Genomic DNA, 24,724 nt, shown 5'->3' with positions numbered 1-24,724 from the left:
TTGCTATGCTTGTGACTGACCTCGATTCCCGATTGACAGAGTTATACGAAGAGATGGTGTCGCTTCGACGCCACTTCCACCAACATCCCGAACTCTCTTTTGAAGAACGGGAGACACCGCGGACGATTGCGGCCTATTTACGTGAGCTCGGGCTCGACGTGCGCGAACACGTCGGCGGCAACGGTGTCGTCGGACGGATTCAGGGCGGTGACGGTCCAACCATCGCGTTTCGTGCCGACTTCGATGCGTTACCGATTCAAGATTTAAAAGATGTTCCGTATCGTTCAAAAGTGAACGGCTCGATGCACGCTTGCGGCCATGATGCCCATACGGCGACGTTGCTCGTCTTGGCGAAAGCCCTTACGGAAATTGATCTTCCCGGAGATGTCGTCCTCATCCATCAGTTCGCGGAAGAGCTCGCACCAGGCGGGGCCAAACCGATGATCGAAGATGGCTGCCTCGACGGGGTCGACTACATTTATGGTTCTCATATTTGGACGCCGCTTCCATTCGGCACGGTTGGTGTGAAGACCGGACCGATCATGGCGGCGGCCGACCGGTTCGAACTGACCGTCAAAGGCAAGGGAGGTCACGGGGCCATCCCGCAACACACGGTCGATGCCGTCATGGTCGGAACCAATATCGTCAGCCAGTTGCAACAAGTCATCAGCCGCCGCATCGACCCGCTCGAACCGGCCGTCTTGACCGTCGGGACGTTCGTCGCCGGTCAAGCGTTCAACGTCATCGCCGACGAGGCGAAACTGTCCGGCACGGTACGGACGTTCACCCCGGAGACACAGACGCGCATCATTACCGAGATGGAGCGCACCATCGCCCACATCTGTTCGGCGAGCGAGGCACATTATGAGCTCGATTACATTCGCGGCTATCCCGCTGTCATCAACCATGCGACCGAGACCGACCATGTGCGTCGCAGTGCCGCGCGTGTCGTCGGGACGGATGGCGTCATCGAGATGGCACCGCTCATGGTCGGAGAAGATTTCGCCTACTATATGCAACACGTCCCCGGTAGCTTCTTTTTCACAGGGGCCGGCAATCCGGAAGTCGGGGCCGTCTTCCCCCACCATCACCCTCGGTTCGATGTGGATGAACGGGCGATGCTGCATACCGCCCGCATCCTCATGCAGGCGGCGTTCGAGACGTGGAACATGCACAAAAAAGAAGACTGACGCCGCGGCGTCAGTCTTCTTCTCTTTGATCAGATAGCATCGACACAAGTACTTGGTCGACACGTTTTCCGTCCATATCGACGACTTCGAACCGGAGTCCGTACGCCTCGACGACATCTCCCCGTTTCGGGAAGTCACCGAGCGAATAAATGACGAGACCGGCAAGCGTATGATAGGAATTTCGTCCTTCATCGAAGCGATTGTCTCGAATCCCGAACGTCCGCTTCAAATCCTCGATGCCGAGCAATCCATCGGCCAAATATGAGCCGTCTTCACGGCGCACGACTTCCGGTGTTTCTTCTTCAATCATCACTTCGCCGACGATTTCTTCCAAAATATCGAACAAAGTGACCATTCCAAGGAACCCACCATACTCATCGAGCACGAAGGCGATTTCGACGCCATTCTTTTGCATCATCTGCAACACTTGGCTCGCTTCTCGCTGTTTTGGCACGACGAGCGGTTGTTTGATTCGTTTCAAGATTTGCGATGGCTCCCGAAGCGTCGGTAACGTCAAAATATCACGGACATCGATATAGCCCACGAATTCATCGAGCGTATCGCGACCGACCGGGAGTTTATTGTGTTTACTCTCATAAATCGATTTCTTGATATCGTCCATATCATCTTCGAGGTCGACCCATTCGAGCGTCGTCCGCGGCTGCATCAACTCATAAATCAACTGGTCATGGAACGCAAACACGCGCTCGACCTGTTGTACTTCTTCGTGAGCGAACGCCCCTTGTTGGGCCCCTTCGAATAAGAGCTGTTTAATCTCGAGCTCCGTCTCGCCACTCGATTGTTCTGCTTTCAAGCCGAGCAGTTTAAAGAGGAACAACGTCGATTTCGATAAAATCCAAATGAACGGTCGCATCACTTTGCTGAATACATCCAACGCTGGAATGATGGCCATCGTGACTTTCTCTGGTGACACGAGGGCAATCCGCTTCGGCACGAGTTCACCGATGATGAGCGACAAGTATGTGATAATCGTGACCACGACGACGTAACCGACGGTCGGTGCGTATTGGGCACTCATTCCGAGCTGTGCGAACAATTCGCCGAGCGGTGCCGAGAAACGCGCACCCCCGTAGGCCCCGTTAATGATCCCGATTAACGTGATTCCGACTTGGACCGTCGATAACAGGTCGGTCGGATCTTTTGAATACTTGAGTGCGATTTCGGCACTGCGCTTACCGCGGTTCGCCTCGACTTCAAGTTTGGCCGGTTTAGACGAGATGAGCGCGATCTCCGTCATCGCGAAAATCCCGTTCAACACAATCAAGAATAAAACAATCAGTAAATCGATTACTATGGAAGAATCCACCGTTTTCATCACCTCTACGTATATTTCGTACTGCTTCCCTCTCTATCCTATCAGAGATTCGTTATCCACCTGTACCCGTTTTGCTCAAAAAGAAGCCACTTCAACGTGAAGTCGCTTCGTTTGAACTTTCTTGCTGAAGAGCCGTTGCTTGTGACTGCTTGAAGACGATGACACCGAGAAGTAGCACCATCAGTCCGATGACCTGACCTGGGGACAATGACAACTGTGGCATTCCGAACGCTCCGGACAAGTCGACACCGAGTGCCCAAATCAATTGAGAGACGAGGATAATCGACACCGATAAAGTCGGCCCGAGCAATTGAATGCTTCGCATCACACAGAAGACGACACCGACACCGAGCAGACCGCCGAGCGCATAAATCGGCGAGATGTCAAACAGCCCTTGGAGATTACCGCCAAATAGAACAAGTGGAACGAGCGAACCGAGCAACCCGACGATAAAGACGAGCACCGTCGTCGCCCAGGCGCCTAAATAGACGTTCATTTTTGTATTGACCGCCGCTTGGACACTTATGAATGCGCCGGCCACTGCCGAACAGATGATTCCTACTATCATGAATTTCCTCCTTATTCGTACAACATGCCATTGGCACGTTCTTTTAATCGAGTCGCATCTAAAATCGTCACTTGCGTCCGTGTTTTCTCGACGAGTCCCTCATCCGCGAACGCCTGTAACGTCCGGTTCAAATGGCGATAGCTCGTCCCGAGCCATTCCGCGACTTCTTTTCGCTTCAACTGGCTCATCTCATCTTGGAACAACTCATTCCCTGACTCGCTGAGCGAGACGAGATAACCCGCCAACCGTTCTTCGAGCGTCGACATGAGATGGTTCGATGAGGCGTTCGCCTCGATAAACAACTTCTCAGACACGCCACGGAGAAGGTGCTCCGTAAATTCGATTGTCCGGTTATGTTTGCGCAACACATCGAACGGGATGCGCAAACACGTCACCGGGCCGACCGTCTCGACCGTGTGGAGCACGTTGCGTCCACTCGCATATTCGATATCTCCAATCAACGTCGGGGCCATCTTTAAACGCAGTAAGCGCAACTTGCCTTCCTCACTTAACGTATAGATTTTGACACGTCCCGACAACACGACGAAGAGTGACTCAATCGGGTTACCATTCGTGCAGAGCATCGCCCCGGACGGATAGGTCATGATTGTCGACGCCTCTAACGTTTGTCCTGAAAACAGATGGGCCCACCCGAGCCGTGCTAACGCTGTTTCTACTCTCATCTGGCTCCTCCTTACGTGAACGTGTAAATCCCAATCCCGATGATCATTAAAGCGAGCCCCAAAAGCTGACCTTGATTGACGGGTTTCTGTTTCACCCCGAACCATCCGTTCACATCAATCAAAAACGCTCCAATCAATTGGGCGACGAGCAAAACGCAAATGGCCCATGTGACACCGAGCTGTTGAATGGCTGTCAATTCCCCGAAGACGACGAAGACTCCGAACAAACCGCCGAGGCTGTAATACCAAGGCACGCGCCGAAACGCCGTCAAATCTGCATCCCGTTTGAACGCATAAATGAGGAGTGCGAGCACGAGACCGACGAGATGGACGACTGTGACCGACAACCAGGCGCCGACCGCGTAACCGAGCTTAGCGTTAAAAATACCTTGCAACGCGATGAACGTGCCCGAGAGCACGGCAAATAAAATTCCCAAACAAGTTCCCCTCCTATCTCCTCGTCTGACTGTACGTGAGATGGAGCGCTTTGAAAAGGACATATGTCCGAAAAAAAAGACAGCTTAGGAATCATTCCTAAGCTGTCTTTACGATTATCCGAGCAATTTGACGATTTCAGCGCCAACTTGTTCTGACGACTGCGGGTTCTGACCCGTGACAAGGCGCTCGTCCACGGCTACATTGACGGCCCAGTTGTCGGCGTTATCGAACTTCCCGCCACGCTCGCGCATCGCCGATTCAAGTAGGAACGGCACCGCTGAGTCGAGCTGCATTTCGCGCTCTTCTGAGTCCGTGAATCCTGTCACGCGCTTGTCTTTGACGAGCGGTTCTCCGTTGCTCAACTGGACGTTGACGAGACCGATTGGACCATGACAGACGGCCGCGACGACGTTTCCACCTTCATACGTGTCACGGATGACACGCTGTAACGTCTCACTGTTCGGGAAGTCGACGACCGTCCCATGCCCACCCGGAAGGAAGACCGCGTCATACGTGTCATCCGCCACTTGGTCAAGTCGGGCTGTATCTTTCAATAGATGTTGCGTATCCAACACCTCTTGCGGCAATTCGCCTTCTAAGCTGTTCGCATCGATTGGCACGTCTCCGCCTTCGATGCTCGCCACCGTGACTTTATAGCCTTGCTTCTCGAATTGAAGATACGGTGCAGCGAATTCCTCGAGCCAAAGCCCTGTCGCGTGACCGTTCTCTAATTGATCGGCAGACGTCGTGACAATCAGTACATGTTTAGACATTGAAAATTCCTCCTTCTAAATTAAGCATACGAAAGAGTTGTTCCCGCTCTGGTCCCATTCAAACCTCCGGACCTGCGACGTCGTTCTTTTTTTGACCTGGTCCGATTTTGGAAATGGCTTTCGCTTGCCGACCGTCTATACTCATTACATGCTGGCAGAAAGGAACGATTGTGATGAGATACGTACTCGATTGGGGATTTCTTGCCGTCGCCGTCTTGATTGTATTACTCGTGATGATGAGTGGGCTGTGAAAGAAGTTCGGTTCGGATTCACCGAGCTGTCACAAGGATGGCTGTTTGAAGCTAGGGTTGAATCGGGAACAAATCTACTGTTGTCCTGTCGTGATCGCTACTTCAGAAAGGATGTTGAATATGTCAGAACGCGTATTTATCAGTCCAGCCAAGTACGTGCAAGGCAAGAATACAATCGATCGAATCGGGGACCATGTCGGTCACTTCGGGTCACAGGCGTTGCTCATCGCCGATGACATCGTCTGGCGCTTGATTGGGGAGCGGGTGACCGATTCCCTTAAAGCGAGCGGCGTCAACGCTGAGAAGGCCGATTTCGTCGGTGAGGCCTCCCGTCACGAGATTGAACGGATTGCCAAAGCGGCCGCAGAGAGCCATACCGCAGTCGTCATCGGGATGGGCGGCGGGAAAACGCTCGATACGGCCAAAGCCGTCGCTGACGAACTGGACGCCCGCATCGTGATCGTGCCGACCATCGCTTCGACGGATGCGCCGACGAGTGCCCTCTCTGTCATCTATACGGATGAAGGAAACTTTGAGACGTATCGGTTCTATAAAAAGAATCCAGATTTGGTTCTCGTCGACACGAAACTGATTGCTGAAGCCCCGGCTCGTTTCCTCGCCTCAGGAATTGCCGACGCGCTCGCGACATGGGTCGAGGTTCGAAGTGTCCTTGCTTTTGGCGGAAAAACAATGGCGGGCGGTGTCCCGACCATTGCCGCGGAGGCAATTGCCAAACGCTGTGAAGAAGTGCTGTTCGATTACGGGATTCTAGCTTACGAATCCGTAAAAGCTAAAGTCGTCACGCCGGCACTCGAGTCCGTCGTCGAAGCGAACACGCTCTTGAGCGGTCTCGGGTTCGAGAGTGGTGGATTAGCCGCTGCGCACGCCATCCATAACGGATTCACGGCCCTGCATGGCGACATTCACCATTTGACGCACGGCGAAAAAGTCGCCTTCGGCACACTCGTCCAACTCGCACTCGAAGGCCGGACGCAGGCAGAGTTCGACCGCTATGTTGCCTTGTATATGGCGCTCGAGTTACCGGTCACGCTTGAAGACGTGAAATTGAAAGATGCTTCCCGCGAGGACATCTTAAAAGTCGGCCAAGCCGCGACCGCAGAAGGCGAGACGATTCATAGCGGATTCGATGTCACCCCAGAACAAGTCGCCGATGCCATCATCGCGGCCGACCGCTACGCCCGCCTGTATCAAAGTAAACTCCGCTAAACAAACAAACGAGGAACGGCTAGTTGAGCCGTTCCTCGTTTGTTCGTTTGCGGGTGACGAAGGAAAACGCCACTCCAAGTGCCATACAACTGACCGTCAGGACGAAAAACGTCAATTGGTTCGCATAAATGATGTTCGTGAACTGATTCCATCCTGACGCATAGGCCGCGTTCTCAGAAGCACGGATGCCAGCGCGGAGCGAAGCGGCCTGCTCGGCGTTAATATAGAAACCGACTCCCGCCATGACGAGACTCCCCACCAAGAGACCGATTCGCGCCAAACGGTTTACCGACGCGACAGTGCGCTGCGCGAGCCGAATCGTAATCCAAATGAACAACAGGATGAACGGCCAACCGACCAGCAAGACGAGCACGTATGGATTCCCCTCGCCCGCCGATTCCGTATAGGCGGCGGTCATCGTCTCACCTAGCTTAAAAAGCACAAATGTAATGAGCGTGATGATGAACCACGCCTTAAGCAATTTATCCATGACAACACCTCGTCCTCAGTATAGCAAAAAAACACCATGCACTTTCGCACATGGTGTCCGGTCAAGCTTTCGGACGGACGGCATAGTAAATCAAGATGACGAGCCACGTCCAGACGCCAGTGAAGATACCGATAATCCCGATGATGAAAAATCCGAGAGGAATCATCGATTTCGTCCGATTGTAATCTTTCCACATACTCGATAGCCCTTTGATGTTGAAATACAAAAAGGCAAAGAATAGGACAAGCAGTAACAATGGTAAACCAAAAATGAGTTCCATATGCGTTCACTCCTTTCGATACTTCGATCCATCTCTTCCCTACACGATAAGTGTATCGTTTTTGGGTTGCCGGCACATCGGGCTCAGGCAGTACACGCTTCAGGTCAAGAGACGGAGACGATTTCTCTCTTATTCCCTGATTCGTTATCTTTTCATCATTTGAAAAAAAGGGAAAAGAAGAGCACCGACTCAAAAGGAGGTCATCCTTATGAAACTCATCCGTGTACTCCTCGTCTTGATGCTCATCTTTCCCGTCATATCCACTTCCGCCGCAACCCCGTCACCCCAGCCAGGCTACACGATTAAAACGACGAAACTGTACTGGCGGGCCATGCAAACGTCCCCGGTCGCCAAGACGCTGTCCACGAACACACCTGTCCGTTACACGATGTATAATCGCAGTTGGTCAAACGTTTATATCGATGGCACACGCTACTATACCCCGTCGAGCAACTTAAAAGCTGGCATCCCGAAACTTGCGCCTGCGGAACGGATTCGACTCGTCAATAAACAACACGGCCTCTCGAGCACGTATCGTTCGCGGCAACTCGTCACGTTGACCATCCCGACCGTCTACACGAAAGGAAGCGAGCGAACCCTCATGGCCGCTGAAGCCGCTCACGCGCTAGCCCGCCTCTATTACGCCGGGCGAAAAGAAGGCCACACGTTGTATGCCCTCAGCGCCTATCGCTCCTACGCCAGCCAGAAATCACTCTACATGTATTGGGTCAACACGCGAGGCACAGCGTACGCCTCAAAATATGTCGCCCGTCCTGGATATAGTGAGCATCAGACCGGTCTCGCCGTCGATATGACGAGTGCACGCATGCAGATGGGACTCTATGCCTCGTTCGACCAGACCCCAGAAGGCAAATGGATGCTCCAACAGGCACACCGTTACGGATTTATCGTCCGCTATCCGAAAGGAAAAGAGAAAATCACCGGCTACAACTACGAGCCATGGCATCTCCGGTACGTCGGTGTGAAAGAAGCGACGACGATGAAACAACAAAATTGGACGTTCGAGGAGTGGTGGGCCACACGTTGATGCGAGCATCTCGAGCGAGGCATCGATCGTGTTCCATGTATAATGAACGCGTACGATATCGCAGAGGAGGACATGTGCATGTGGATTGTCATGAACAAACTAGACGTTGAAAAAGGGAAAGTTGAGGCGGTCACCGCTCGTTTCCAAACGACGAAAGGCATCGAGTCGATGGATGGATTCGTCCGGATGCAAGTGTTGACGGATACATCGGATGAGACGAAGGATCAGGTCGTCATCATGACGACCTGGCGCGACGCGGCAAGCTTTGAGAATTGGCGCGATAGCGGTGCGTATAAACATGCCCACAAAAAACGGGACGATGGCACTTCTGAAGTGAAGCCCATCGTCCTCGGAAACACGGTCACCCAATATGAGGTCGCCATCGAGCACGGCGCCTCAACCGATGACGTATAAAATATCTTGTGGTCTGATAATCCCGAGTAACGGCTCATTTTCTTGTCCCGTCTCGGTAATCAGCAAGGCATCGAGACGGACGCCGTCCTTCATACTGATAAAATGATGGTGCGCCTCGATGACCGACGTCTCTTGCGCGATAAACCGGTACCGTCGCAGGTGCGGGTCGTGATGGAGTACGTCCTTGACTTGAACGCCTTCGAGTGACACATGTGGCCCGTCGACCGTTTCGGCGAGCCAACTGGTCACTCCTTTTTTCGTCAACAACCCTCGCCACGACCCGTCTTGGTTATAGACGGGGAACTGCGAATAATTCTTGTCTCGAATCTCACCGAGCACGGCGACCAGCGAGTCATCGGCGTTGAACGTCGTCACGATTTTACGGAACAGCGGGATGACTTGACGCGGATGGAGGAGTTCTTTCTCCACTTCGAGAATCAAATTGACGATGGAGTCATGCGGTTCAGCGATGATGAAGTCCGGCTCCCGCCGTTCGTGGACGATGGCGTTCCGCAACTGACTCATTTGATGTAAATCTTCTTTATATCGATCAATAATCGGATTATGTTTGGCAAGACGGTTGACCATGTTGCTGAAACTGAAATGCTGGCCGTCCCCCATCTCTCGACTTAAATAATCTTCAATCCGATGATACGATGCGATAAACTCTTCAGCTCGACTCATACATTCACGCTCCTTGTCGCCTATATATACCCTATTTTTTTAAGTTCGAGCAGGAAAGCGTGACCCAATCTCGAATCCACAACTAATCATCTATGAAATGGAGGAAGTCTCATGGCAACTCCGGTCTCGCAAATGACACCGATCCCGAACAAGGACGCCTTCCGTTCCGGCATGCGTGCCGGCATTCCCGTCGCCGTCGGCTACATCCCGATTGCCATCGCCTTCGGTCTGCTTGCGAAATCATTCGATATGCCAAACGTCATCACGCTCGCCATGTCATTATTCATTTTTGCCGGCGCCAGTCAGTTCATCGGTGTCCAGTTGATTATGGCCGGTTCGATGTATTGGGAGATTATCTTGACGACGTTCATCCTGAACTTACGGCACTTCCTGATGTCGGCGTCGTTGTCCCAGCGTCTCGAGACGACCTCGAATCGATTTCTGGCCGCCATCGCGTTCGGCGTGACCGATGAGACGTTTAGTGTCGCCTCGACGCGTGACGAGTCGACGCGCGGCCACTTTGTGCTCGGACTAAACCTAATCGCCTTCTTGGCTTGGAACGTCGGGACATGGATTGGCGTCTTTCTCGCCTTCGGCTTGCCCGCCTCGGTCCAAACGAGTATGGGCATCGCCTTGTACGCCATGTTCATCGGCCTGCTCATCCCATCCCTTACCCGCAAACCGGTCATCGTCGTGGCTGGGATTGCCGTCCTGACTCAAGCCATTCTCTACTTCGGCGTCTCTCCATTCATCCCGCTGTCGTCGGGCTTGAGTATCATCTTGGCCACGATTGTCGCAGCCGGGATTGGCGCTTTGGTATACAAGGAGGATGAGGTATGATCAGTCTGTTTTTGCTCGTCCTGGCCATGGCGTTCGTCACATACATCCCGCGGCTCGTTCCGCTGCTTTGGCTCCGGGACATCAAGTTGCCGCCGTTCTTGAAGCGATTTTTACTGTTCACGCCTTATGCGGTGCTCGCCAGCCTGATTTTTCCGGGCATCTTACAGGCGACGAACAGCCTCACGTCCGCTTTAGCGGGTGGTGTCGTCGCCGCAGCGCTCGCATTACTCCGGGCCAACTTGATGCTCGTCGTCATCGGCGGCATCGCCGGGGTGTATCTCGTTGATGCGCTCCTCTAACAAACAAGTCCGCCCAAATCGGGCGGACTTGTTTGTTTAGGCAGAGACGGCCTGACGTCGTAATTGAACGAACACGTCTACGAATGCGGCATCCCACTGGGTATTACGTCCACTCTCGAGAATTGAGAGTGCTTTTTCGACAGGCATCCCTTTCCGATACGGACGGTCCGATGTCATGGCGTCATACGCATCGGCAATCGCCATGATGCGACCGAAGAGCGGGATCCCTTCCCCAACCAATCCGTCCGGATATCCGCGCCCGTCAATCCGCTCATGGTGAGACCGGACCCCGGCCATAATCGGTTGCAGTGACTCGGGCAAGGCGATTTGATTCAATATATGAATGCCGATCGTCGGATGCTCTTGAATCTGAGTGAACTCGTGGTCCGTCAGCTTCCCTTCCTTCAACAGCACATCGTCACGAATCCCGATTTTTCCGATATCGTGCAGCAACGCCGATTTGCGGAGCAACTCAATCTGTTCATTCGGCAACTGAAGCGCCTGCGCCAATTCAACGGAATAGGCGGCCACCCGCTCAGAATGTCCGGCCGTATACGAATCGCGGGCGTCGAGTGTCGCGGCGAACAACACAAACAGGCTATTTAACAGTTGCTCGTTTTCCTGATCACGGTACGTGACGTTCGTCACCATCTGGTTGAAGCCGGTGACGAGTTGGGCGAACTCATCGGAGTAAGGGTTGTCGATTGTGTTCAACCGCCCGGCATCCAATGCGGCGACCCCTTCGGTCAAGGCCCCGATTGGACGCTTGATGTTGTCATACAACAAAAAACTACTGAACGTCGCAACTCCGATGATGACGACCAAAATCAAAGCTGCCCACTGCCAATACGCATCGGCTTGTTCCACCGTCGACAGCTGCACTCCTGACGCTAAAATGAACAATGCGACCGGGAAGACCCCGATGACGAGCATGCTAATCAACAACTTCGTTCGGACGCTGATGGACCGATACGTCGCTTGCAGCGGACGTTGATGTAGACGATGGCTCATCTCTTGCAATTGGAGCAAGAGCGGTTCCACTGACCGGTACGTCAAAAAGAATTCGATAAGCGCGTGTAAGATGGCAATCAAGATGGCGCCGAACGCCGCCAAACCAATCAACCGATACGGGAGGTCGATCCAGCCTTGGTGAATGGCAAACGCCGTCAAACTCATCGCCGGAACGGATAACCCGAATAAGTGTGGACCCAGAATCCGCTTTACCGTCAACGTGGGAAAGTGACTCGTCTGATTGAACGCCTGTTGTAACGCCTCATAGGTCGGTGCATCCGTATGGAACACGTGATAGATAGGACGAATGTGACGCCGATAGAGGAGTAATTCAAGCCCAATCATCGTCATGCCCGACATCCCCATGATGACGGCCAAGATGAGCATCTCGGTCTGGGACAGACTGAGCGTCTGAAAAATAAACAGTCCCCCGACCCCGAACACGGCGATGCCTGATCCCCATATGTAGTTCATAATGAGCGTACGTTGAAACTGTTTGAACATATGCATGTCACTCCTGCCTTCTTACCGACCTGTTTCTTATTATATCGACAAAAGTGACACTATTTTACAGCAAAACAAAACGGGCCCCTATGCAGGGACCCGTCCTTCACTGTTATGGACGAAGTGGACCTTCGTTGTCATCAAGTGAACGGTTATCTTGATCTGGTGTGATGTTGTCGTGGAACGGGTTCGGTTCTGGACCGTCTACGTTCGTCACATCAGATTGTGGGGTTTGGGGACGATTCGTTTCACGCTTCAACTCTTGTTTCGTTTGATTCGCTTCACGTTTCGACTGTTCCACACCTTGTTTCGCCTGTTGCTTCGCAGCTTCGGCTTCTTGATTCATCTGTGCTTTTTCTTGCTCGAGACCTTCTTTCGATACTTCTGTCTCATCGATTCGCTTCTCAGCTTTCTTCAAGTAGCGAGCTGCTGTCTCGCGTCCACCAAGACCGAAGGCAAGACCGAAGGCGAGGGCAACTGCACCAAGGATGAGCAAGAATGCCGTATTGACAATCATTGGCGCGATGCCAAGTTGGCTGATTGCCATGAAGAAAGCGATTCCAAGAATCGCGTATTTCGCGACGTGGCGCAAGACGCTCGGTTGGCCAGCTCCATCTACGAGCACGCTACCGACGAGACGCTCTGCCATGTTCGCGAGCCAGAAACCGACCGCCAAGATGACGATGGCTGCGATGACCATTGGCAAGTATGCGAAGATTGCTGTTGCGAGCGAAGCCATAAAGTCGAGGTTCGCGACTTGAAGTGCCTCTGAAACGAACAACAAGATGATGATGATTTGAACGATGGTTCCGATGACTTGTGCAATCGATGTCGATGACGTTGAGCGGCCACCGAGACCCATTTTGCTAGCGAGTGAGTTGACGCCCAAGTTCTCAAGGAGAGACACGACGACACCTTTCAACCACTTGGCAATAAACACACCGGCGAGAATCAAGACGATTGCCACGATGATGTTCGGAATCATCGCCAAGACGTCATTGAGCATCGAGATGGCCGGGTCCGAAATTCCGCGAATATCAAGTGCTTCGAGCGCTGAAATCGTGACCGGAATCATAATCAAGATGAAGACGATTGTACCAACCGCTTTCGCAAGACTAGAACCTTTCACGTAGTCAGCCAAGTGAAGTTTTTCGGCGAAGCGGTTAAGACCTGCCGCTTCCAAGAATTTCGTCAAGACGTCACGGACGATTTTCGCAACGATATAACCAATCGCGAAGATGAGAGCCGCAGCGACAAGTTTCGGGATGAAGGCAAGGAAACTGTTCAACAAGTCTTCAAATGGTCCACTGATGCCTTGCAAGCCAAGCGCATCAAGTACAGCCGGAAGAGCTAACAATAAAACAAGATAGAAGACGATATTGGCGACCGTGTCGACCCATTTCGTCTGATTGACGCTTGTCGACTCTTGGCCTGTCTTCTCCATCAACTTGTTCAAGTTGAGGCGATGACCTGCCATTTGAATCCCTTTCTTCAAGAGCGTGGCGATAATCCAAGCGACGAGCAGGATGAGACCCGCTTTGATGACACCTGTGATCAAGCCAGAGAAGCCGGCGTAGATTTGGCTGAACGGTTGAGCGACAGCCGGGACGTTCAAGAATTCAAAGATAATTAAGAATGCGAGAAGCAGTACGCCGAAGAAGACGACTTTCGCGATGATGCGTTCAGGTGTCCACCGCTTTTCCTCTCTTCCAGGTTTTCCAGGTTCACCTTCTTGTTTCACACCTACACGATCGTCAAGACGTGCTTTGCGAAGCGCTTTGCGCGTCACGTTTTCAAGAACTTTCGCCAAAATGAATCCGACGACAAGAATGACCAATGCAAGCAAAAGCTCAGGCAGCCATGACATGAATGTGTTGAAGTTATAAGTAGTATCGTTCATTTAACATCTTCCTCCAATCTCTTTTTGAAATGATTTCATTTATTTGACTCTTTGTATAAATACCAACATTTTCATCTGCCTAAACCTTGCCATTTCCTATTCCTCTATAAATCATTCTCGTCAAAACGTTTTTTTAGAAAGTGCTCTTATAAGAAAGAAGTCGTGTCTTTCTCCAGTAAATGTGATACGAATTAAAAGAAGAAGTCTTTTGAGGAGGAATCAAGATGAACATCGCCCTGATTGCCCACGATAAGAAAAAAGATGATTTGATTGTGCTCGTAAAAGCCTACGCCCACGTCTTGAAACAACATCAATTATTCGCGACCGGTACGACTGGAAAGCGCGTCGCCGAGGCGACCGGTTTACCGGTCCATTGTTTTCAATCCGGACCGCTTGGCGGGGACCAAGAAATCGGTGCCGCCGTCGCCCGAGGCGAGATAGACATGATTATTTTCTTCCGTGACCCGTTGACGGCCCAGCCGCACGAACCCGATGTGAGCGCCTTGATGCGTCTCTGTGACGTGTATTCGATTCCGCTAGCGACGAATATGGGAGGCAGTGAGATTCTCATCCGCAGCATCGAACAAGGGGACTTCGAATCATTGACGCTATCGCATAACGACCCACCCCCGGAATAATCCAACTATGAGAAGAGAGGAATTTTTCTGAAATCACACGTATCGAACGACCCAATCGTTCAACAGTTTTACGATCAAGTCCGAACGCACTTGCACGACCTGCTCAATGATGAGACGAAAGCCGATCGGTTGCTCGACAGTTTAGCGGGCTATATTCGACAAGCGGAAAAGAACGAACAGTCGCTAGAGGGGCTGACCAAGCAAAACCCGAAGGACTATGCCTTATTCTTAATCGAACAACCGACGACGAACGAAGAGTATCGCCGTCGCTACCATACGATGATCGAGGCGTCAGAAGAATTGAAATCGCATGAGAAAACTCAAGCCAATCGGGAATTCGACTGGGCCATCGATCGGCTCAACGACGTCCAGGTCAAGCTTCAAGATGTCGAGATGCGTGACGTCTCCTTTTTGGCCTATACAAAAATCGAGGCCATCAAATCATCGCGTCGCGTCTGGAATCAATTCGGTTGGCTGCTCGGCATGATTTTAGCGTTCGCCTATGCGAATCTGTTGCTCGTTATGGATGACGTATTCAGTTCGCGCTTGTTCACGGCACCGGCCACGCCTTATCCGCTCGACTACTTCGGATTCGTGCTCCCAGTGTTGTTGACTGGTGCCGTGTTTGGACTTTTGACGCGGTTTCGCCATCACTTTCAGACGTTAGGACGACGGATTCTATTCGCCTTGCTCATCATTGCCGTATACGTCGGGTTCGTTTTACTGACCCAGCCCATCCTGTTCTCGCTCGGATGGTCATTCTTGATTCAATTGACGCCTGTGTATGCGCTCATTCTGCTCGCGATCAGTGGATTCATGGCCATGTGGACACTCGTCGAGTTCGTTTGGAAGAACACGCGATGCCATCTCGGAAACGAAACATTGATGATTTATTATTGATGACGCCATTCTCGCCTTGAGATGGCGTTTTTTGTTTGAACCTTTGTTAGAACGGAAATTACTAATAGCGTGACGTCGATTTAACAAATAAACGATTACGAAGGAGGCACAACATGTCGGATCGCAAAATCATTGGGTTATTCCATAATGAGCAAGAAGTCATGGATAAGGTGAATGAACTCAAGCAAGCTGGGGAAGCAGAGAAAAACATGCACGTCGTAGCCAAGCGGGACGGGGAAATTTCTGCCTTGCGTTACCACACCGATGTGAATGCCGAATCGGGGATTCGTGATGTCAACTGGTTGGACCGTGTGAAAGCGTTCCTTCACGGAAGCGACCGCATTCGCGATGAGTTGCGGAATATGGGGCTTAGTGACGCGGAGGCGGAAGAATATTACACGTCCATCGACGCCGGCAAATTACTGCTTTACGTCGATAAGCATTCGTACGAACGCTATCCGAACATGTACAAAAAAGATAGTGCGCTCGACCATGATAAAGGGGAAGAAGCGGATGGCATCGCTTTCGATGCGAAACCGTTCAATGATCACGACGAAGAACCACGTGGCACGAAAGAGGACCCGATCGTCCGCGGACATTCTGGCTTAGAAGACCATCGCCGATTATAAGGAGGAAGACACTATGAGTGAGAAACGATTCATCAGCATGTATGACACGCAAGACGCGGCACTCGGCAAAGTCGAGGAGTTGCGTGCGAAAGGCTACAAAGATTCAGATATCTATGTCGTCGCCAAGCATGAGGACAATGTATCGATTTTGCGTCGTCAAACAGACGTCCATACCGAAGCGTCGCACCATACCGGATGGTTCGATAAAGTTCGGGCTTTCTTGAGCGGGCATGAGGATGTCCACGCGGGACTTCGAAATATGGGATTGAGCGAAGAAGAGGTAAATCGCCACTATAGCGACGTCGAGGCCGGAAAAATCTTGATTTATGTGGACGAAGATTTCGAACGTCGCCACAATGAAGGACTGACAGTCGATTCGACGCCTTATAACGACTCGAGACACGACTCGAGCCATCAAGGCCACCATACGGCTGATGGTCTTGAAATCGATTCGACTCCATATAATGAACCAAAACATGCCACACATGATGCGAGTCGTTCTGACCGCCCGTCGTCTGACGGCTTAGAAATCGATTCGACTCCATACAATGAACCGAAACATGCCACACATGATGCGAACCGTTCTGACCGCCCGTCATCTGATGGCTTAGAGGTCGATTCGAAACCGTTCAATGAATCGGTCGGTGATAATCCGAACCGAGCCGTCGACCCTGAACAGGATCGATTGGACAAAGAATCCGATTTGAATGACCGCGAGAACAAGTTGCGCGGACTCGATGATCGGGCACTCCGTAACGACTATGAAGATCCGGATAATATTCGCCGTTTCTAATCCACGGATGCAACAAGGACCTGACCGCAACCCGGTCAGGTCCTTGTTTTACGTCAAACGGTTCTTCGGTTCTTCCCCATCGAGCACGTTCATGATGGCTTCTCGGTTGAGCGCCATCATCGCGAGTCGGGTCTGAATCGATGCGCTGCCGATGTGCGGGAGCGTCGTCACGTTCGGGAGCGTCAAGAGCGGATGGTCCATCGCCACCGGCTCTTTGGCGAACACATCAAGTCCTGCCGCCCAAATCCGCTGTTCTTTTAACGCCTCGTACAACGCCGCCTCATCGATAATCTCGCCACGGGCGACATTGATGAAGCTGGCCGTCTGTTTCATTTTGGCGAACTGTTCCGCCCCTAACATCCCACGTGTTTCCTCGGTGAGGGGCGCAAGGACGACGACGAAATCGGATTGTTCGAGCAGTTCATCGAGTTCCGCGTAGACGAACCCATACATCGATTCCGATTCATGCCGTCGCGTCCGATTATGATACAACACGTCCATGTCGAAGCCACGGGCCCGGCGTGCGACCGCCTCGCCGATACGTCCCATTCCGATAATCCCGAGCTTGGCCCGATACAAGTCCATGCCGACGTACCCCATCGGCGTCCACGACTTCCACTCCCCGGCCCGTAAATCACGTTCCGCTTCCCCAAGCCGGCGTGCCGTCATCATCATCAGTCCGAAGGCGAGGTCGGCCGTCGTCTCGGTCAACACGTCTGGCGTGTTCGTCACGATGATGCCACGTTCTTTCGCCGCCTCGATATCGATATTGTTATAGCCGACCGCCAAGTTCGAGATGACTTCGAGCTGCGGGGCTTGCTCAATCAGTTCCCGGTCGATCGTGTCACTGAGCATCGTCCAAAGCGCATGTGCCGACGCCGCTTCTTCCACTAACACGTCACGCGGGACACTCTTCGCTTCTTCTTCCCACATGCGGACCTCGTACTTGTCCCGTAGCGGTGCCACAGCCTCTTCCGGTAATCGTCTCGTGATGTAAATTCGTTTCTTCATATCGTTTCCCCCTTTTGTCTCGTCTCGACCAGTGTATCAAACCGGTTCAATCAAGACTTCTTTTTCGTCACTGGATTTTGTTCCATGAACTTTTCGAACAACGAGCCAAAGTCACTGTCAAGCAGTTGCTCAATCGTCTTCGATGAGTCCATCGCGTTCCGGTACGCGACTTCGTTGATGGCGAGGCCGATCGCCCACGTGATGCCTGATGCGACAGTCGCATTGATGACGCTCGCCGCCGCGTTCGCCCCCGGGAAGAATTTCATGACGTTCAGTAAAATCGTCTTCGAGAGCGCCCGTCCGATTTGCGGGATGATGGTGCTGCCGATCAGCGTCTTCAGCATATCGTCGTTCGCTTTCACGCCCCAGTAGCGGAACAAGTGAACGCTCATCGTCACTTGAATCGGTGTGAGCGCGATCGCATCAGCGAACGGAAGTGGCACGGCGGCCGCCGTTCCGGCACTGGCGACATAACCCGAGATGATGCGGTTCGCCTTCTTCCGCTTCAATTTGAGCATCGCCTCACTCTCGGCATGAATCTCCATGAGCAACCCTTCTTGGAGCGAGTGGTCGAGCTGTTCGACCGACCACGTGACAAGACGTTCCCAATCGAGATGGGCCCGTAATTCCGGGTCATTCAACAGCTCGGCGGCGACGCTGACTTGGAACACGGCCTCTTCGGGTACCACATCCATTAATTCCTGTCGGAGGGCCGTGAGCTCATCTACATCGACTTGGTCGATTTGTGTCAACAGGACGGCGACCGATGTCGCTTCGTTTAACTGCTTGATGAGCGCCCGGTCGAGCGGGGTGACCCGTTTCATCGAGGCGTTGATGACGTACCAGACGAGATGAATCTGTTCGGCCGCCCCTTTCGTCTGCGCCCGCTCAACGAAACCGATGACTTCATCGGCATACGCCTGTTGCCGGGCGCTCCCGATTTCATATCCTTCACTGTCGTAGAGCACGATGGCGATCTCATCACTCATGAACTGATGAATCCCTCGCGTCACCGGTTCACCGGCGGCCACTTTCGTCAAGTCGCGACCGAACACGTGGTTGACGACGGAACTCTTGCCTGATCCGGTCGCCCCTGCGATGAAAATATTCGGCTTTTTGACTTTTCCGCGTAAGCGGTCGAGCTCTTCCTTCAAATCGTACGTATCAAAGTTGAATGGGGTCTGTTTATCCATGTCCGTTCCTCCTCATTGATTGAGCGTCCGGCCGAGCCGTCGCATCTCTTCCTCGAATCCGCGGTGCACGTCCAGCTCGATCGTCTGTTTGACCAGCTCGTACTGTTGATTGACGGCTTTCTTGATGCCGCGCTCCGCCGTTCGCCGTTTGAACGCCCAGTAAATGAAGTGGACGCCCGGAATCATGCCGAGCACCATCTTTCGGACGGTCCGGTTAAACGAATAATCAAACCCGAGCTCGACCCGACGCGTTTTAAAGACAAGGTCGGACGGGGCACCGACGAGCGGGTAGCGTTCCATCAATTGAATATAATGCCGAACGCCTTGGGCCATCGCCGCCTCTGTCGTCTCAGCGGCCGCTTCGAGCGTTCGTTCCAAGTCTTTTTCGATTTGGCGGGCTTTCCAGCTGATCATCACTTGCGGGGTGATCATGCGAATCGTCTCAGCCGAACGATAGCTCCGGGCGCGCCACGCCTCTAACTCGGTCAATAAATGACGCGTCAAGTTATGCGGTAGTTTTCGTTCGATGTCTTTCCAGAGGTTGGTCCGATTACGTTGCCACACCGCCTCATAGCCGATATGCGGCACGACTTGTCCGCCGAGCAATTTCTTTTCGACACTGTTGACGCGAATCATCGCATCCCGTGAAATTCCGAGTTCGCGCATGAGTACGTCCTCCATCGCTTCCGCCTTCTCGACGTTCATCGCACTGTCTGGGTTATAGTTCGTCAAGATGATCGTGACATTGCTTCGCTTCGCGTAGAGCGGTTTGAGAATCGATTCGAGTTCGTACGCCTCAACGCGCCCCGAGTTGATCGAGAGTAAATAATAAATGGTATGGAACCAGTCGGCGATATCGAGCGCACCTTCCCGCTTGTTGACGATGGAGAGGACCGCTTCATGCCATTCGTCGGACCGGTCCGCTTCGAGTCCCCATGTATCGAAGAAACGGAACAGAATCCCGCGCTCGAGATCGTAGTACTCGTATTCGTGAAGTCCTTCGGCCGTCACTGGGCTGCCGGCACGTGACTCAGCAACGTCACGCCCATAAATGTAATTTAAAAAAGCGCTCTTCCCGACCCCGGTCTTCCCCGCGATCAATATGTTCGAGACAAGCCCCGTGTTGTCCATATGGTTCCCCCTGCATTCGTTATATAATAACCATTATACTAAACGGACACATTTGAAACGTCCGACGGAAGGATGAGACCGATGCTACACCATGTCGAACTGTACGTTTCCGATTTAACGAAGAGCCTCAACGCTTGGGACTGGCTTCTCACCGAACTCGACTATACCGTCTATCAACAATGGGACGAAGGGCGAAGTTATCGCTTCGGCGACACGTATCTTGTCTTCGTCCAAACCGAGGCCGATCACCTCGAACCTCCGTATCATCGTAAAAAGACAGGGTTGAACCACCTCGCCTTTCATGCCGCGTCATTGGAGCACCTCGAGCGACTGCGCTCGGAATTGCCTCAGCACGGATTCACGGAGCTCTATGCCGACCGCTTCCCTTATGCCGGTGGTCCGAACTATATCGCTCTTTATTTCGAGGATCCCGACCGCATGAAAGTCGAACTCGTGGCAACGATGTGAACAGTTGAAACGGCTTTCAAAAAAGTTTGTGAAAACAATTGCAAACTTTTGTTGGACCTCCTAGACTTAAGTTGTCTAAAGGAGGCCGTGTTCAAATGGAAAAACAAGCTGTCGAGTATATGGAAGAAGCCGCCTATAAAAAAGCGACGCTGTTGCGTCATGCGTTCGGTCACTACGCACTCCGTTCCATCGTCGCTGGTTTTCTAATCGGGATTGGGGTCGTCTTTGCCTTTTCGGTCGGTAACATGTTCATCGATGTGCCCGGGACGATGCTGTTCGCCGGGATGAGTTTCTCGGTCGCGCTCGTCTTTATCGTCTGGATGGGCGGCGAACTGTTCACGAGCAACACGATGTATTTGTATACGGGCGCGAAACGCGGACGTGTCGACTGGCGCGATTTGACGGCCGTCTGGGGCATCAGCTGGCTCGGTAACCTCGTCGGTGCGCTCATCCTCGTCGGGCTCGTCATCGGTGCCCACAGCATGGGTGACGTCGACACGGATCATCTCTTGTCCGTCGTCGCTGCAAAAAAGATGGGCGGCGAGGCGCTCGCGATTTTCTTAAAAGGGATTTTGTGTAACATCCTCGTCTGTATCGCTATCTTCATGCCGCTGAAAACAAAAAATGATGTCGCTAAAATCATGCTGACGATGCTCCCGGTCGTCGTCTTTTTCGCCGCCGGCTTCGAGCACTCGATTGCCAATATGGGCATCTTCGGGCTCGTGCTCTATTATGTCCCGTCCGAGGCGATTAACGTCAGTCTAGCGTTGCATAACCTCGTCTTCGCCACGCTCGGCAATATCGTGGGCGGTGCCTTGTTCGTCGCCGGGACGTACGTCCATTTGAACGCCAAGCCAGCCGATACGAAAATCGAATCCATCCGTCAACAAGCATAAAAAGACAGGGGCCCCGATGCGCAGGGCCCCTGTTGTTGCATATTGAACGAATTAACCTTTTGTCGTATCGGCAGCAGCCGCTTGGACTGCACCTTGTGCGACTTCTTCTTCTTCGACGTCCCAACATTCCGTGTTCTCGATGCCGAGTTTACGGGCCGAGAAGCGTGGGTTGAGCCCTTGGGCACGCTGTTCTTCGTAGTCACGAAGGACTTTGAAGGCGACACCGCCGAGTAACGTGATGGCCGCGATGTTGATTAACGTCATGCCTGCCATGAACAAGTCAGCCAAGCTCCAAACGAAGCCGAGGCTTGCGACTGCTCCGATGAAGACGAACGCCATTGTCGCAAGGCGGAAACCGAGAACTGCGTTTTTGCTCTTCTTGATGAACTCGATGTTTGTTTCACCGTAGTAGTAGCTACCTGCGATTGAACTGAAGGCGAACAAGAAGACACTGACAGCTACGAACGCTGGCGCCCATGATCCGATTTGTTCGCTCAATGCGTTTTGAAGCATAACGATTCCTTCTCCGTTACCGGCAGCATAGCTGTCTGAGAGGAGGATGATGGCTGCTGTTGCCGTACAGACGATCAACGTGTCCAAGAAGACGCCGAGCGCTTGAAGGAAACCTTGTTTCGCTGGGTGTGAAACTTCTGCGGCTGCTGCCGCGTTCGGTGCCGAACCCATACCTGCTTCGTTCGAGAAGAGACCGCGACGTACACCCATCGAGATGGCTGCCCCGACCGATCCACCGAACGCTTGCTCAAGTCCGAATGCGCTCTGGAAGATTAATGCAAAGACGCCTGGGATTTCTGTGATGTTGACGACGACGACATAAGCTGCGATTGCCAAGTATAATCCAGCCATAATTGGTACAACGATTGCCGAGAAGTTCGCGACACGGTGCACACCACCGAAGATAACCAATCCAGTCAAGACGACGAGGATGGCACCACCGACGACGGCGTCGATGCCGAACGCGTTATCAAACGCGGCTGCGATTGTGTTCGATTGAACCGAGTTGAAGATGAGACCGAACGTCACCGCGATTAAGACGGCGAAGACGATACCAAGGGCTCGGTTGTTGAGTCCTTTTTCAATGTAGTATGCTGGACCGCCACGGTAAGCGACGTCATCTTTTACTTTATATACTTGAGCGAGCGTGCTCTCAATCATCGCTGTCGCTCCACCGAGAAGCGCGACGATCCACATCCAGAATACCGCTCCTGGTCCACCGACCGTCACGGCGACAGTGACACCGGCCAAGTTACCAGTCCCGATGCGTGTGGCCGCACCGATGAAGAATGATTTCATCGAACTGATGCTCTTGCTGTCTGTGACTTCTGGTTTTTCAGTAACGACCCGGAACATCTCTTTTAAGTAACGGAACTGCATAAAGCGCGTCCTCACTGTAAAGTAAATCCCTGCTCCGACGAGCGCGACGATGAGAACATACGTCCATAAGATGTTGTTCATGTAATCGACGCTTCCTTGTAACATGCTTTGCACGGCTTCCATAAATAAGTTCCTCCCTGTTGTGTGAATCTAAAGTTGTTAAGATGTTTTATAATGTCTTGTTTTGAATTATACAAAGATTCTGACAATTATCAATAATTTTTTTATAGGTCAGTTCACACTTATTTCGTATGTTATATAACAAAAGTTGAGTTATAGCTTTATTTAAAGCGCTTACAAAGTTATCTGAAAGAAATAATAAATCTTTATTTCCCTGCTGTATTTTGACGTCCTCATTCAACTTGTTTCAAACTATTCGCTTTGTGAATAGGTTTTAATGTGAATATTGTTTACATTTCTCATCTCGTTTGAATTATTTCCCTGATTTGCGACTGAACGCTAATTGACCGGGTAATAAATAACTATAGGTGTGCACCTTCTATAACACCACGTTCAGTCATCACGAGGAAAGAAGGGAACGAGATGAAGAAGCATCGAAAATGGTGGTCACTGTTGTTCGTGCTCATGTTCGTGCTGTCGCTCTTGCCAATGAAAGGAGTCGTTGCGGAAGAAAGTAGTAAACAATGGTGTGTGTCGACGACGTCGAGTACAACGATTTATGCGGGACAAAACATCCCGATTGGTACTGTTGACTTTGAGTTCGTTGCCGATGGGCTGAAAATCGTCATCGATTTGAATGACGGGGTCGTCTTACAGGATGTACCAGAAAACATCAAGATTGATTTCCGTTTAACGACCGAGTCTCTTGAGCGTGGAAGTCCCGGTGCATATGAATTCAAGATCAAATCACTTGTCGACCCGACACAGTTACTGATTCCGTATGCGAATCTCGCCGGTTACCTTGGAGTCACTGAATCCACGCTTTTGTCAGACGGATTCCAATTCAATGTTTTCCTCCACTTGGATACGGTCGTGAACGGTTCGAACGAAACAGCCTATCCGGGTGATCCGGGCGTCGGTACTCCTTGGGTCCGCTACGTCACGTTGACGGTGGAAGAATGTACGCCACCACCGCCACCAACGGACGACTATGATGTGTATACGATCGGTTTCTGGAAAAACACATTCAACTTCGACAAAGTAACGTTCTCGTATGGAACGTTCATTACACTCAACGGCCAAACCTATAGCGTGACTGACGACCGTGAAGCACTCGCCCTGCTCATGGATCCCGCGAAAAGAGGAATGACCGAAGAGAAACGATTGATTATGCAACTGACGGCTGCAAAAATCAACGTCTTGTTAAACGGTACTGATGTGCTCGATCTCGAGCTCGTCTATGCCATAGACAATAGCGAGGTCGGGTTGACCGTCGGTGAATTGCTCGCCGGTGCGGACGCGGCGCTTGCAAGCAAGAACGTTGAACAGATGAAGTACTATCAACAGCTGCTCGACCACTTCAACAATGGCTATTTCATCGGTACGTCACATGACTGAACAAACCTGGACAAACAAAAAAGGCAGTCGCTCATTGTGAGCGGCTGCTTGTTAAACGCCTGTCCGTTTCTTCTGGTTGTTCGGCTTCTTCGTCAACTGGTTCGTCAACGGTTTCTGCTTCGTCCCACGAAGTCCTGTCGGCACTTTCGTCTCGTTTTGTTTCTTTTCAGCGAGTTTTTGCTTCATCGCCTCTTGAAAACTTAATTTCTTTTCAGTCAT

General features: G+C 52.0%; 28 protein-coding genes. 13 read left to right on the top strand and 15 right to left on the bottom strand.

What is annotated here, in order from left to right; translation table 11 throughout:
• Positions 1-5 precede the first annotated feature (5 nt).
• Positions 6-1,190 (top strand): M20 metallopeptidase family protein, encoded by a 1,185-nt coding sequence (locus KNP95_RS08620; protein ID WP_251131202.1) that lies wholly within the window; start codon positions 6-8, stop codon positions 1,188-1,190.
• Positions 1,191-1,200: 10 nt separating this feature from the next.
• Here KNP95_RS08620 and KNP95_RS08615 read toward each other — a convergent pair whose 3' ends face one another.
• From KNP95_RS08615 to KNP95_RS08595, 5 genes are all read right to left on the bottom strand, one after another.
• Entirely contained in the window at positions 1,201-2,526 is a 1,326-nt protein-coding gene (locus KNP95_RS08615) for a hemolysin family protein (protein ID WP_214836632.1), read from the bottom strand.
• Positions 2,527-2,617: 91 nt separating this feature from the next.
• Entirely contained in the window at positions 2,618-3,094 is a 477-nt protein-coding gene (locus KNP95_RS08610) for a DMT family transporter (protein ID WP_214836629.1), read from the bottom strand.
• Positions 3,095-3,105: 11 nt separating this feature from the next.
• Positions 3,106-3,777 (bottom strand): Crp/Fnr family transcriptional regulator, encoded by a 672-nt coding sequence (locus KNP95_RS08605; RefSeq protein WP_214836627.1) that lies wholly within the window; start codon positions 3,775-3,777, stop codon positions 3,106-3,108.
• Positions 3,778-3,788: 11 nt separating this feature from the next.
• Positions 3,789-4,214 (bottom strand): DMT family transporter, encoded by a 426-nt coding sequence (locus KNP95_RS08600; RefSeq protein ID WP_021067972.1) that lies wholly within the window; start codon positions 4,212-4,214, stop codon positions 3,789-3,791.
• A 114-nt stretch (positions 4,215-4,328) separates the two neighbouring features.
• A complete protein-coding gene (locus tag KNP95_RS08595) occupies positions 4,329-4,988 on the bottom strand; it encodes a type 1 glutamine amidotransferase domain-containing protein (protein WP_214836625.1) in 660 nt (219 codons plus the stop codon).
• A gap of 371 nt (positions 4,989-5,359) precedes the next feature.
• Here KNP95_RS08595 and KNP95_RS08590 point away from each other — a divergent pair, with 371 nt between their 5' ends.
• Positions 5,360-6,466 carry a glycerol dehydrogenase gene (locus KNP95_RS08590; RefSeq protein ID WP_214715230.1) on the top strand — a complete coding sequence of 369 codons (1,107 nt, stop codon included), beginning with the start codon at positions 5,360-5,362 and terminating at the stop codon, positions 6,464-6,466.
• A 19-nt stretch (positions 6,467-6,485) separates the two neighbouring features.
• On the opposite strand, the gene KNP95_RS08585 is transcribed toward KNP95_RS08590, so the two are convergent.
• A complete protein-coding gene (locus KNP95_RS08585; RefSeq protein ID WP_214715232.1) occupies positions 6,486-6,956 on the bottom strand; it encodes a hypothetical protein in 471 nt (156 codons plus the stop codon).
• Positions 6,957-7,017: 61 nt separating this feature from the next.
• Positions 7,018-7,236 carry a hypothetical protein gene (locus tag KNP95_RS08580; protein ID WP_021067968.1) on the bottom strand — a complete coding sequence of 73 codons (219 nt, stop codon included), beginning with the start codon at positions 7,234-7,236 and terminating at the stop codon, positions 7,018-7,020.
• Between the two features lie 208 nt (positions 7,237-7,444).
• On the opposite strand from KNP95_RS08580, the gene KNP95_RS08575 reads away from it, so the two are divergent.
• Both KNP95_RS08575 and KNP95_RS08570 read left to right on the top strand, forming a co-directional pair.
• Positions 7,445-8,284 carry a M15 family metallopeptidase gene (locus tag KNP95_RS08575; RefSeq protein WP_058765320.1) on the top strand — a complete coding sequence of 280 codons (840 nt, stop codon included), beginning with the start codon at positions 7,445-7,447 and terminating at the stop codon, positions 8,282-8,284.
• 78 nt (positions 8,285-8,362) lie between these two features.
• Positions 8,363-8,698, top strand: coding sequence for an antibiotic biosynthesis monooxygenase (locus KNP95_RS08570; RefSeq protein WP_029596360.1), 336 nt, complete (start codon positions 8,363-8,365; stop codon positions 8,696-8,698).
• Here KNP95_RS08570 and KNP95_RS08565 read toward each other — a convergent pair.
• Positions 8,681-9,382 carry a CBS domain-containing protein gene (locus tag KNP95_RS08565; RefSeq protein ID WP_058765318.1) on the bottom strand — a complete coding sequence of 234 codons (702 nt, stop codon included), beginning with the start codon at positions 9,380-9,382 and terminating at the stop codon, positions 8,681-8,683. The two genes, KNP95_RS08570 and KNP95_RS08565, sit on opposite strands and share 18 nt — an antisense overlap.
• A gap of 111 nt (positions 9,383-9,493) precedes the next feature.
• Between KNP95_RS08565 and KNP95_RS08560 the strand changes: the two genes are divergently transcribed.
• Positions 9,494-10,222, top strand: coding sequence for an AzlC family ABC transporter permease (locus KNP95_RS08560; RefSeq protein ID WP_214836623.1), 729 nt, complete (start codon positions 9,494-9,496; stop codon positions 10,220-10,222).
• Positions 10,219-10,521: an AzlD domain-containing protein gene (locus tag KNP95_RS08555; RefSeq protein WP_029596363.1), complete on the top strand. Its 303-nt coding sequence runs from the start codon at positions 10,219-10,221 to the stop codon at positions 10,519-10,521. The genes KNP95_RS08560 and KNP95_RS08555 overlap by 4 nt, the downstream gene beginning before the upstream one ends.
• Before the next feature lie 36 nt (positions 10,522-10,557).
• On the opposite strand, the gene KNP95_RS08550 is transcribed toward KNP95_RS08555, so the two are convergent.
• Together KNP95_RS08550 and KNP95_RS08545 are read right to left on the bottom strand one after the other, a co-directional pair.
• Complete coding sequence (locus tag KNP95_RS08550) at positions 10,558-12,036, bottom strand: HD domain-containing phosphohydrolase (protein ID WP_214836621.1); 1,479 nt, start codon at positions 12,034-12,036, stop codon at positions 10,558-10,560.
• Positions 12,037-12,148: 112 nt separating this feature from the next.
• Positions 12,149-13,936: a mechanosensitive ion channel gene (locus KNP95_RS08545; protein ID WP_214836619.1), complete on the bottom strand. Its 1,788-nt coding sequence runs from the start codon at positions 13,934-13,936 to the stop codon at positions 12,149-12,151.
• Between the two features lie 224 nt (positions 13,937-14,160).
• Here KNP95_RS08545 and mgsA point away from each other — a divergent pair, with 224 nt between their 5' ends.
• The 4 genes from mgsA (at position 14,161) to KNP95_RS08525 (ending at position 16,896) form a co-directional block, all read left to right on the top strand.
• Positions 14,161-14,574, top strand: coding sequence for a methylglyoxal synthase (gene mgsA, locus KNP95_RS08540; RefSeq protein WP_214718660.1), 414 nt, complete (start codon positions 14,161-14,163; stop codon positions 14,572-14,574).
• A gap of 90 nt (positions 14,575-14,664) precedes the next feature.
• On the top strand, positions 14,665-15,474 hold the full coding sequence (locus KNP95_RS08535) for a hypothetical protein (RefSeq protein ID WP_251138516.1): 810 nt from the start codon (positions 14,665-14,667) through the stop codon (positions 15,472-15,474).
• A gap of 113 nt (positions 15,475-15,587) precedes the next feature.
• Positions 15,588-16,103: a YflT domain-containing protein gene (locus KNP95_RS08530; protein ID WP_021067958.1), complete on the top strand. Its 516-nt coding sequence runs from the start codon at positions 15,588-15,590 to the stop codon at positions 16,101-16,103.
• Between the two features lie 13 nt (positions 16,104-16,116).
• A complete protein-coding gene (locus tag KNP95_RS08525) occupies positions 16,117-16,896 on the top strand; it encodes a YflT domain-containing protein (protein WP_214836617.1) in 780 nt (259 codons plus the stop codon).
• Between the two features lie 48 nt (positions 16,897-16,944).
• Here the strand turns inward: KNP95_RS08525 and KNP95_RS08520 are convergent, their stop codons facing one another.
• Genes KNP95_RS08520 through KNP95_RS08510 form a run of 3 tightly spaced genes read right to left on the bottom strand, consistent with a single transcriptional unit; the run spans position 16,945 to position 20,231 of the window.
• Complete coding sequence (locus KNP95_RS08520) at positions 16,945-17,907, bottom strand: 2-hydroxyacid dehydrogenase (protein WP_021067956.1); 963 nt, start codon at positions 17,905-17,907, stop codon at positions 16,945-16,947.
• A gap of 50 nt (positions 17,908-17,957) precedes the next feature.
• Positions 17,958-19,100: a YcjF family protein gene (locus KNP95_RS08515; protein WP_214836615.1), complete on the bottom strand. Its 1,143-nt coding sequence runs from the start codon at positions 19,098-19,100 to the stop codon at positions 17,958-17,960.
• A 12-nt stretch (positions 19,101-19,112) separates the two neighbouring features.
• On the bottom strand, positions 19,113-20,231 hold the full coding sequence (locus tag KNP95_RS08510) for a GTPase (RefSeq protein WP_214836613.1): 1,119 nt from the start codon (positions 20,229-20,231) through the stop codon (positions 19,113-19,115).
• A gap of 81 nt (positions 20,232-20,312) precedes the next feature.
• Here KNP95_RS08510 and KNP95_RS08505 point away from each other — a divergent pair, with 81 nt between their 5' ends.
• Both KNP95_RS08505 and KNP95_RS08500 read left to right on the top strand, forming a co-directional pair.
• Complete coding sequence (locus KNP95_RS08505) at positions 20,313-20,699, top strand: VOC family protein (protein WP_214836612.1); 387 nt, start codon at positions 20,313-20,315, stop codon at positions 20,697-20,699.
• A gap of 95 nt (positions 20,700-20,794) precedes the next feature.
• On the top strand, positions 20,795-21,595 hold the full coding sequence (locus KNP95_RS08500; protein WP_214836610.1) for a formate/nitrite transporter family protein: 801 nt from the start codon (positions 20,795-20,797) through the stop codon (positions 21,593-21,595).
• 51 nt (positions 21,596-21,646) lie between these two features.
• Here the strand turns inward: KNP95_RS08500 and KNP95_RS08495 are convergent, their stop codons facing one another.
• On the bottom strand, positions 21,647-23,110 hold the full coding sequence (locus KNP95_RS08495; RefSeq protein ID WP_214836608.1) for an alanine/glycine:cation symporter family protein: 1,464 nt from the start codon (positions 23,108-23,110) through the stop codon (positions 21,647-21,649).
• Positions 23,111-23,530: 420 nt separating this feature from the next.
• On the opposite strand from KNP95_RS08495, the gene KNP95_RS08490 reads away from it, so the two are divergent.
• On the top strand, positions 23,531-24,505 hold the full coding sequence (locus KNP95_RS08490; protein ID WP_214833023.1) for a hypothetical protein: 975 nt from the start codon (positions 23,531-23,533) through the stop codon (positions 24,503-24,505).
• A 51-nt stretch (positions 24,506-24,556) separates the two neighbouring features.
• On the opposite strand, the gene KNP95_RS08485 is transcribed toward KNP95_RS08490, so the two are convergent.
• Positions 24,557-24,724 (bottom strand): hypothetical protein, encoded by a 168-nt coding sequence (locus KNP95_RS08485; RefSeq protein ID WP_021067950.1) that lies wholly within the window; start codon positions 24,722-24,724, stop codon positions 24,557-24,559.

Origin of the sequence: Exiguobacterium sp. s36, assembly GCF_018618345.1 — a bacterium.
GTDB classification, from domain to species: Bacteria; Bacillota; Bacilli; order Exiguobacteriales; family Exiguobacteriaceae; genus Exiguobacterium; species Exiguobacterium chiriqhucha.
The sequence above is the reverse complement of the archived record's forward strand: the minus strand, read 5'-3'. Positions and strand labels throughout refer to the sequence as shown.

Excerpts from the sequence above, each read along its gene's own strand:
- KNP95_RS08620 (WP_251131202.1), top strand. The coding sequence starts at position 6 with ATGCTTGTGACTGACCTCGATTCCCGATTGACAGAGTTATACGAAGAG.
- KNP95_RS08615 (WP_214836632.1), bottom strand. The coding sequence starts at position 2,526 with ATGAAAACGGTGGATTCTTCCATAGTAATCGATTTACTGATTGTTTTA.
- KNP95_RS08610 (WP_214836629.1), bottom strand. The coding sequence starts at position 3,094 with ATGATAGTAGGAATCATCTGTTCGGCAGTGGCCGGCGCATTCATAAGT.
- KNP95_RS08605 (WP_214836627.1), bottom strand. The coding sequence starts at position 3,777 with ATGAGAGTAGAAACAGCGTTAGCACGGCTCGGGTGGGCCCATCTGTTT.
- KNP95_RS08595 (WP_214836625.1), bottom strand. The coding sequence starts at position 4,988 with ATGTCTAAACATGTACTGATTGTCACGACGTCTGCCGATCAATTAGAG.
- KNP95_RS08590 (WP_214715230.1), top strand. The coding sequence starts at position 5,360 with ATGTCAGAACGCGTATTTATCAGTCCAGCCAAGTACGTGCAAGGCAAG.
- KNP95_RS08585 (WP_214715232.1), bottom strand. The coding sequence starts at position 6,956 with ATGGATAAATTGCTTAAGGCGTGGTTCATCATCACGCTCATTACATTT.
- KNP95_RS08580 (WP_021067968.1), bottom strand. The coding sequence starts at position 7,236 with ATGGAACTCATTTTTGGTTTACCATTGTTACTGCTTGTCCTATTCTTT.
- KNP95_RS08575 (WP_058765320.1), top strand. The coding sequence starts at position 7,445 with ATGAAACTCATCCGTGTACTCCTCGTCTTGATGCTCATCTTTCCCGTC.
- KNP95_RS08570 (WP_029596360.1), top strand. The coding sequence starts at position 8,363 with ATGTGGATTGTCATGAACAAACTAGACGTTGAAAAAGGGAAAGTTGAG.
- KNP95_RS08565 (WP_058765318.1), bottom strand. The coding sequence starts at position 9,382 with ATGAGTCGAGCTGAAGAGTTTATCGCATCGTATCATCGGATTGAAGAT.
- KNP95_RS08560 (WP_214836623.1), top strand. The coding sequence starts at position 9,494 with ATGGCAACTCCGGTCTCGCAAATGACACCGATCCCGAACAAGGACGCC.
- KNP95_RS08555 (WP_029596363.1), top strand. The coding sequence starts at position 10,219 with ATGATCAGTCTGTTTTTGCTCGTCCTGGCCATGGCGTTCGTCACATAC.
- KNP95_RS08550 (WP_214836621.1), bottom strand. The coding sequence starts at position 12,036 with ATGTTCAAACAGTTTCAACGTACGCTCATTATGAACTACATATGGGGA.
- KNP95_RS08545 (WP_214836619.1), bottom strand. The coding sequence starts at position 13,936 with ATGAACGATACTACTTATAACTTCAACACATTCATGTCATGGCTGCCT.
- mgsA (WP_214718660.1), top strand. The coding sequence starts at position 14,161 with ATGAACATCGCCCTGATTGCCCACGATAAGAAAAAAGATGATTTGATT.
- KNP95_RS08530 (WP_021067958.1), top strand. The coding sequence starts at position 15,588 with ATGTCGGATCGCAAAATCATTGGGTTATTCCATAATGAGCAAGAAGTC.
- KNP95_RS08525 (WP_214836617.1), top strand. The coding sequence starts at position 16,117 with ATGAGTGAGAAACGATTCATCAGCATGTATGACACGCAAGACGCGGCA.
- KNP95_RS08520 (WP_021067956.1), bottom strand. The coding sequence starts at position 17,907 with ATGAAGAAACGAATTTACATCACGAGACGATTACCGGAAGAGGCTGTG.
- KNP95_RS08515 (WP_214836615.1), bottom strand. The coding sequence starts at position 19,100 with ATGGATAAACAGACCCCATTCAACTTTGATACGTACGATTTGAAGGAA.
- KNP95_RS08510 (WP_214836613.1), bottom strand. The coding sequence starts at position 20,231 with ATGGACAACACGGGGCTTGTCTCGAACATATTGATCGCGGGGAAGACC.
- KNP95_RS08505 (WP_214836612.1), top strand. The coding sequence starts at position 20,313 with ATGCTACACCATGTCGAACTGTACGTTTCCGATTTAACGAAGAGCCTC.
- KNP95_RS08500 (WP_214836610.1), top strand. The coding sequence starts at position 20,795 with ATGGAAAAACAAGCTGTCGAGTATATGGAAGAAGCCGCCTATAAAAAA.
- KNP95_RS08495 (WP_214836608.1), bottom strand. The coding sequence starts at position 23,110 with ATGGAAGCCGTGCAAAGCATGTTACAAGGAAGCGTCGATTACATGAAC.
- KNP95_RS08490 (WP_214833023.1), top strand. The coding sequence starts at position 23,531 with ATGAAGAAGCATCGAAAATGGTGGTCACTGTTGTTCGTGCTCATGTTC.
- KNP95_RS08485 (WP_021067950.1), bottom strand. The coding sequence starts at position 24,724 with ATGACTGAAAAGAAATTAAGTTTTCAAGAGGCGATGAAGCAAAAACTC.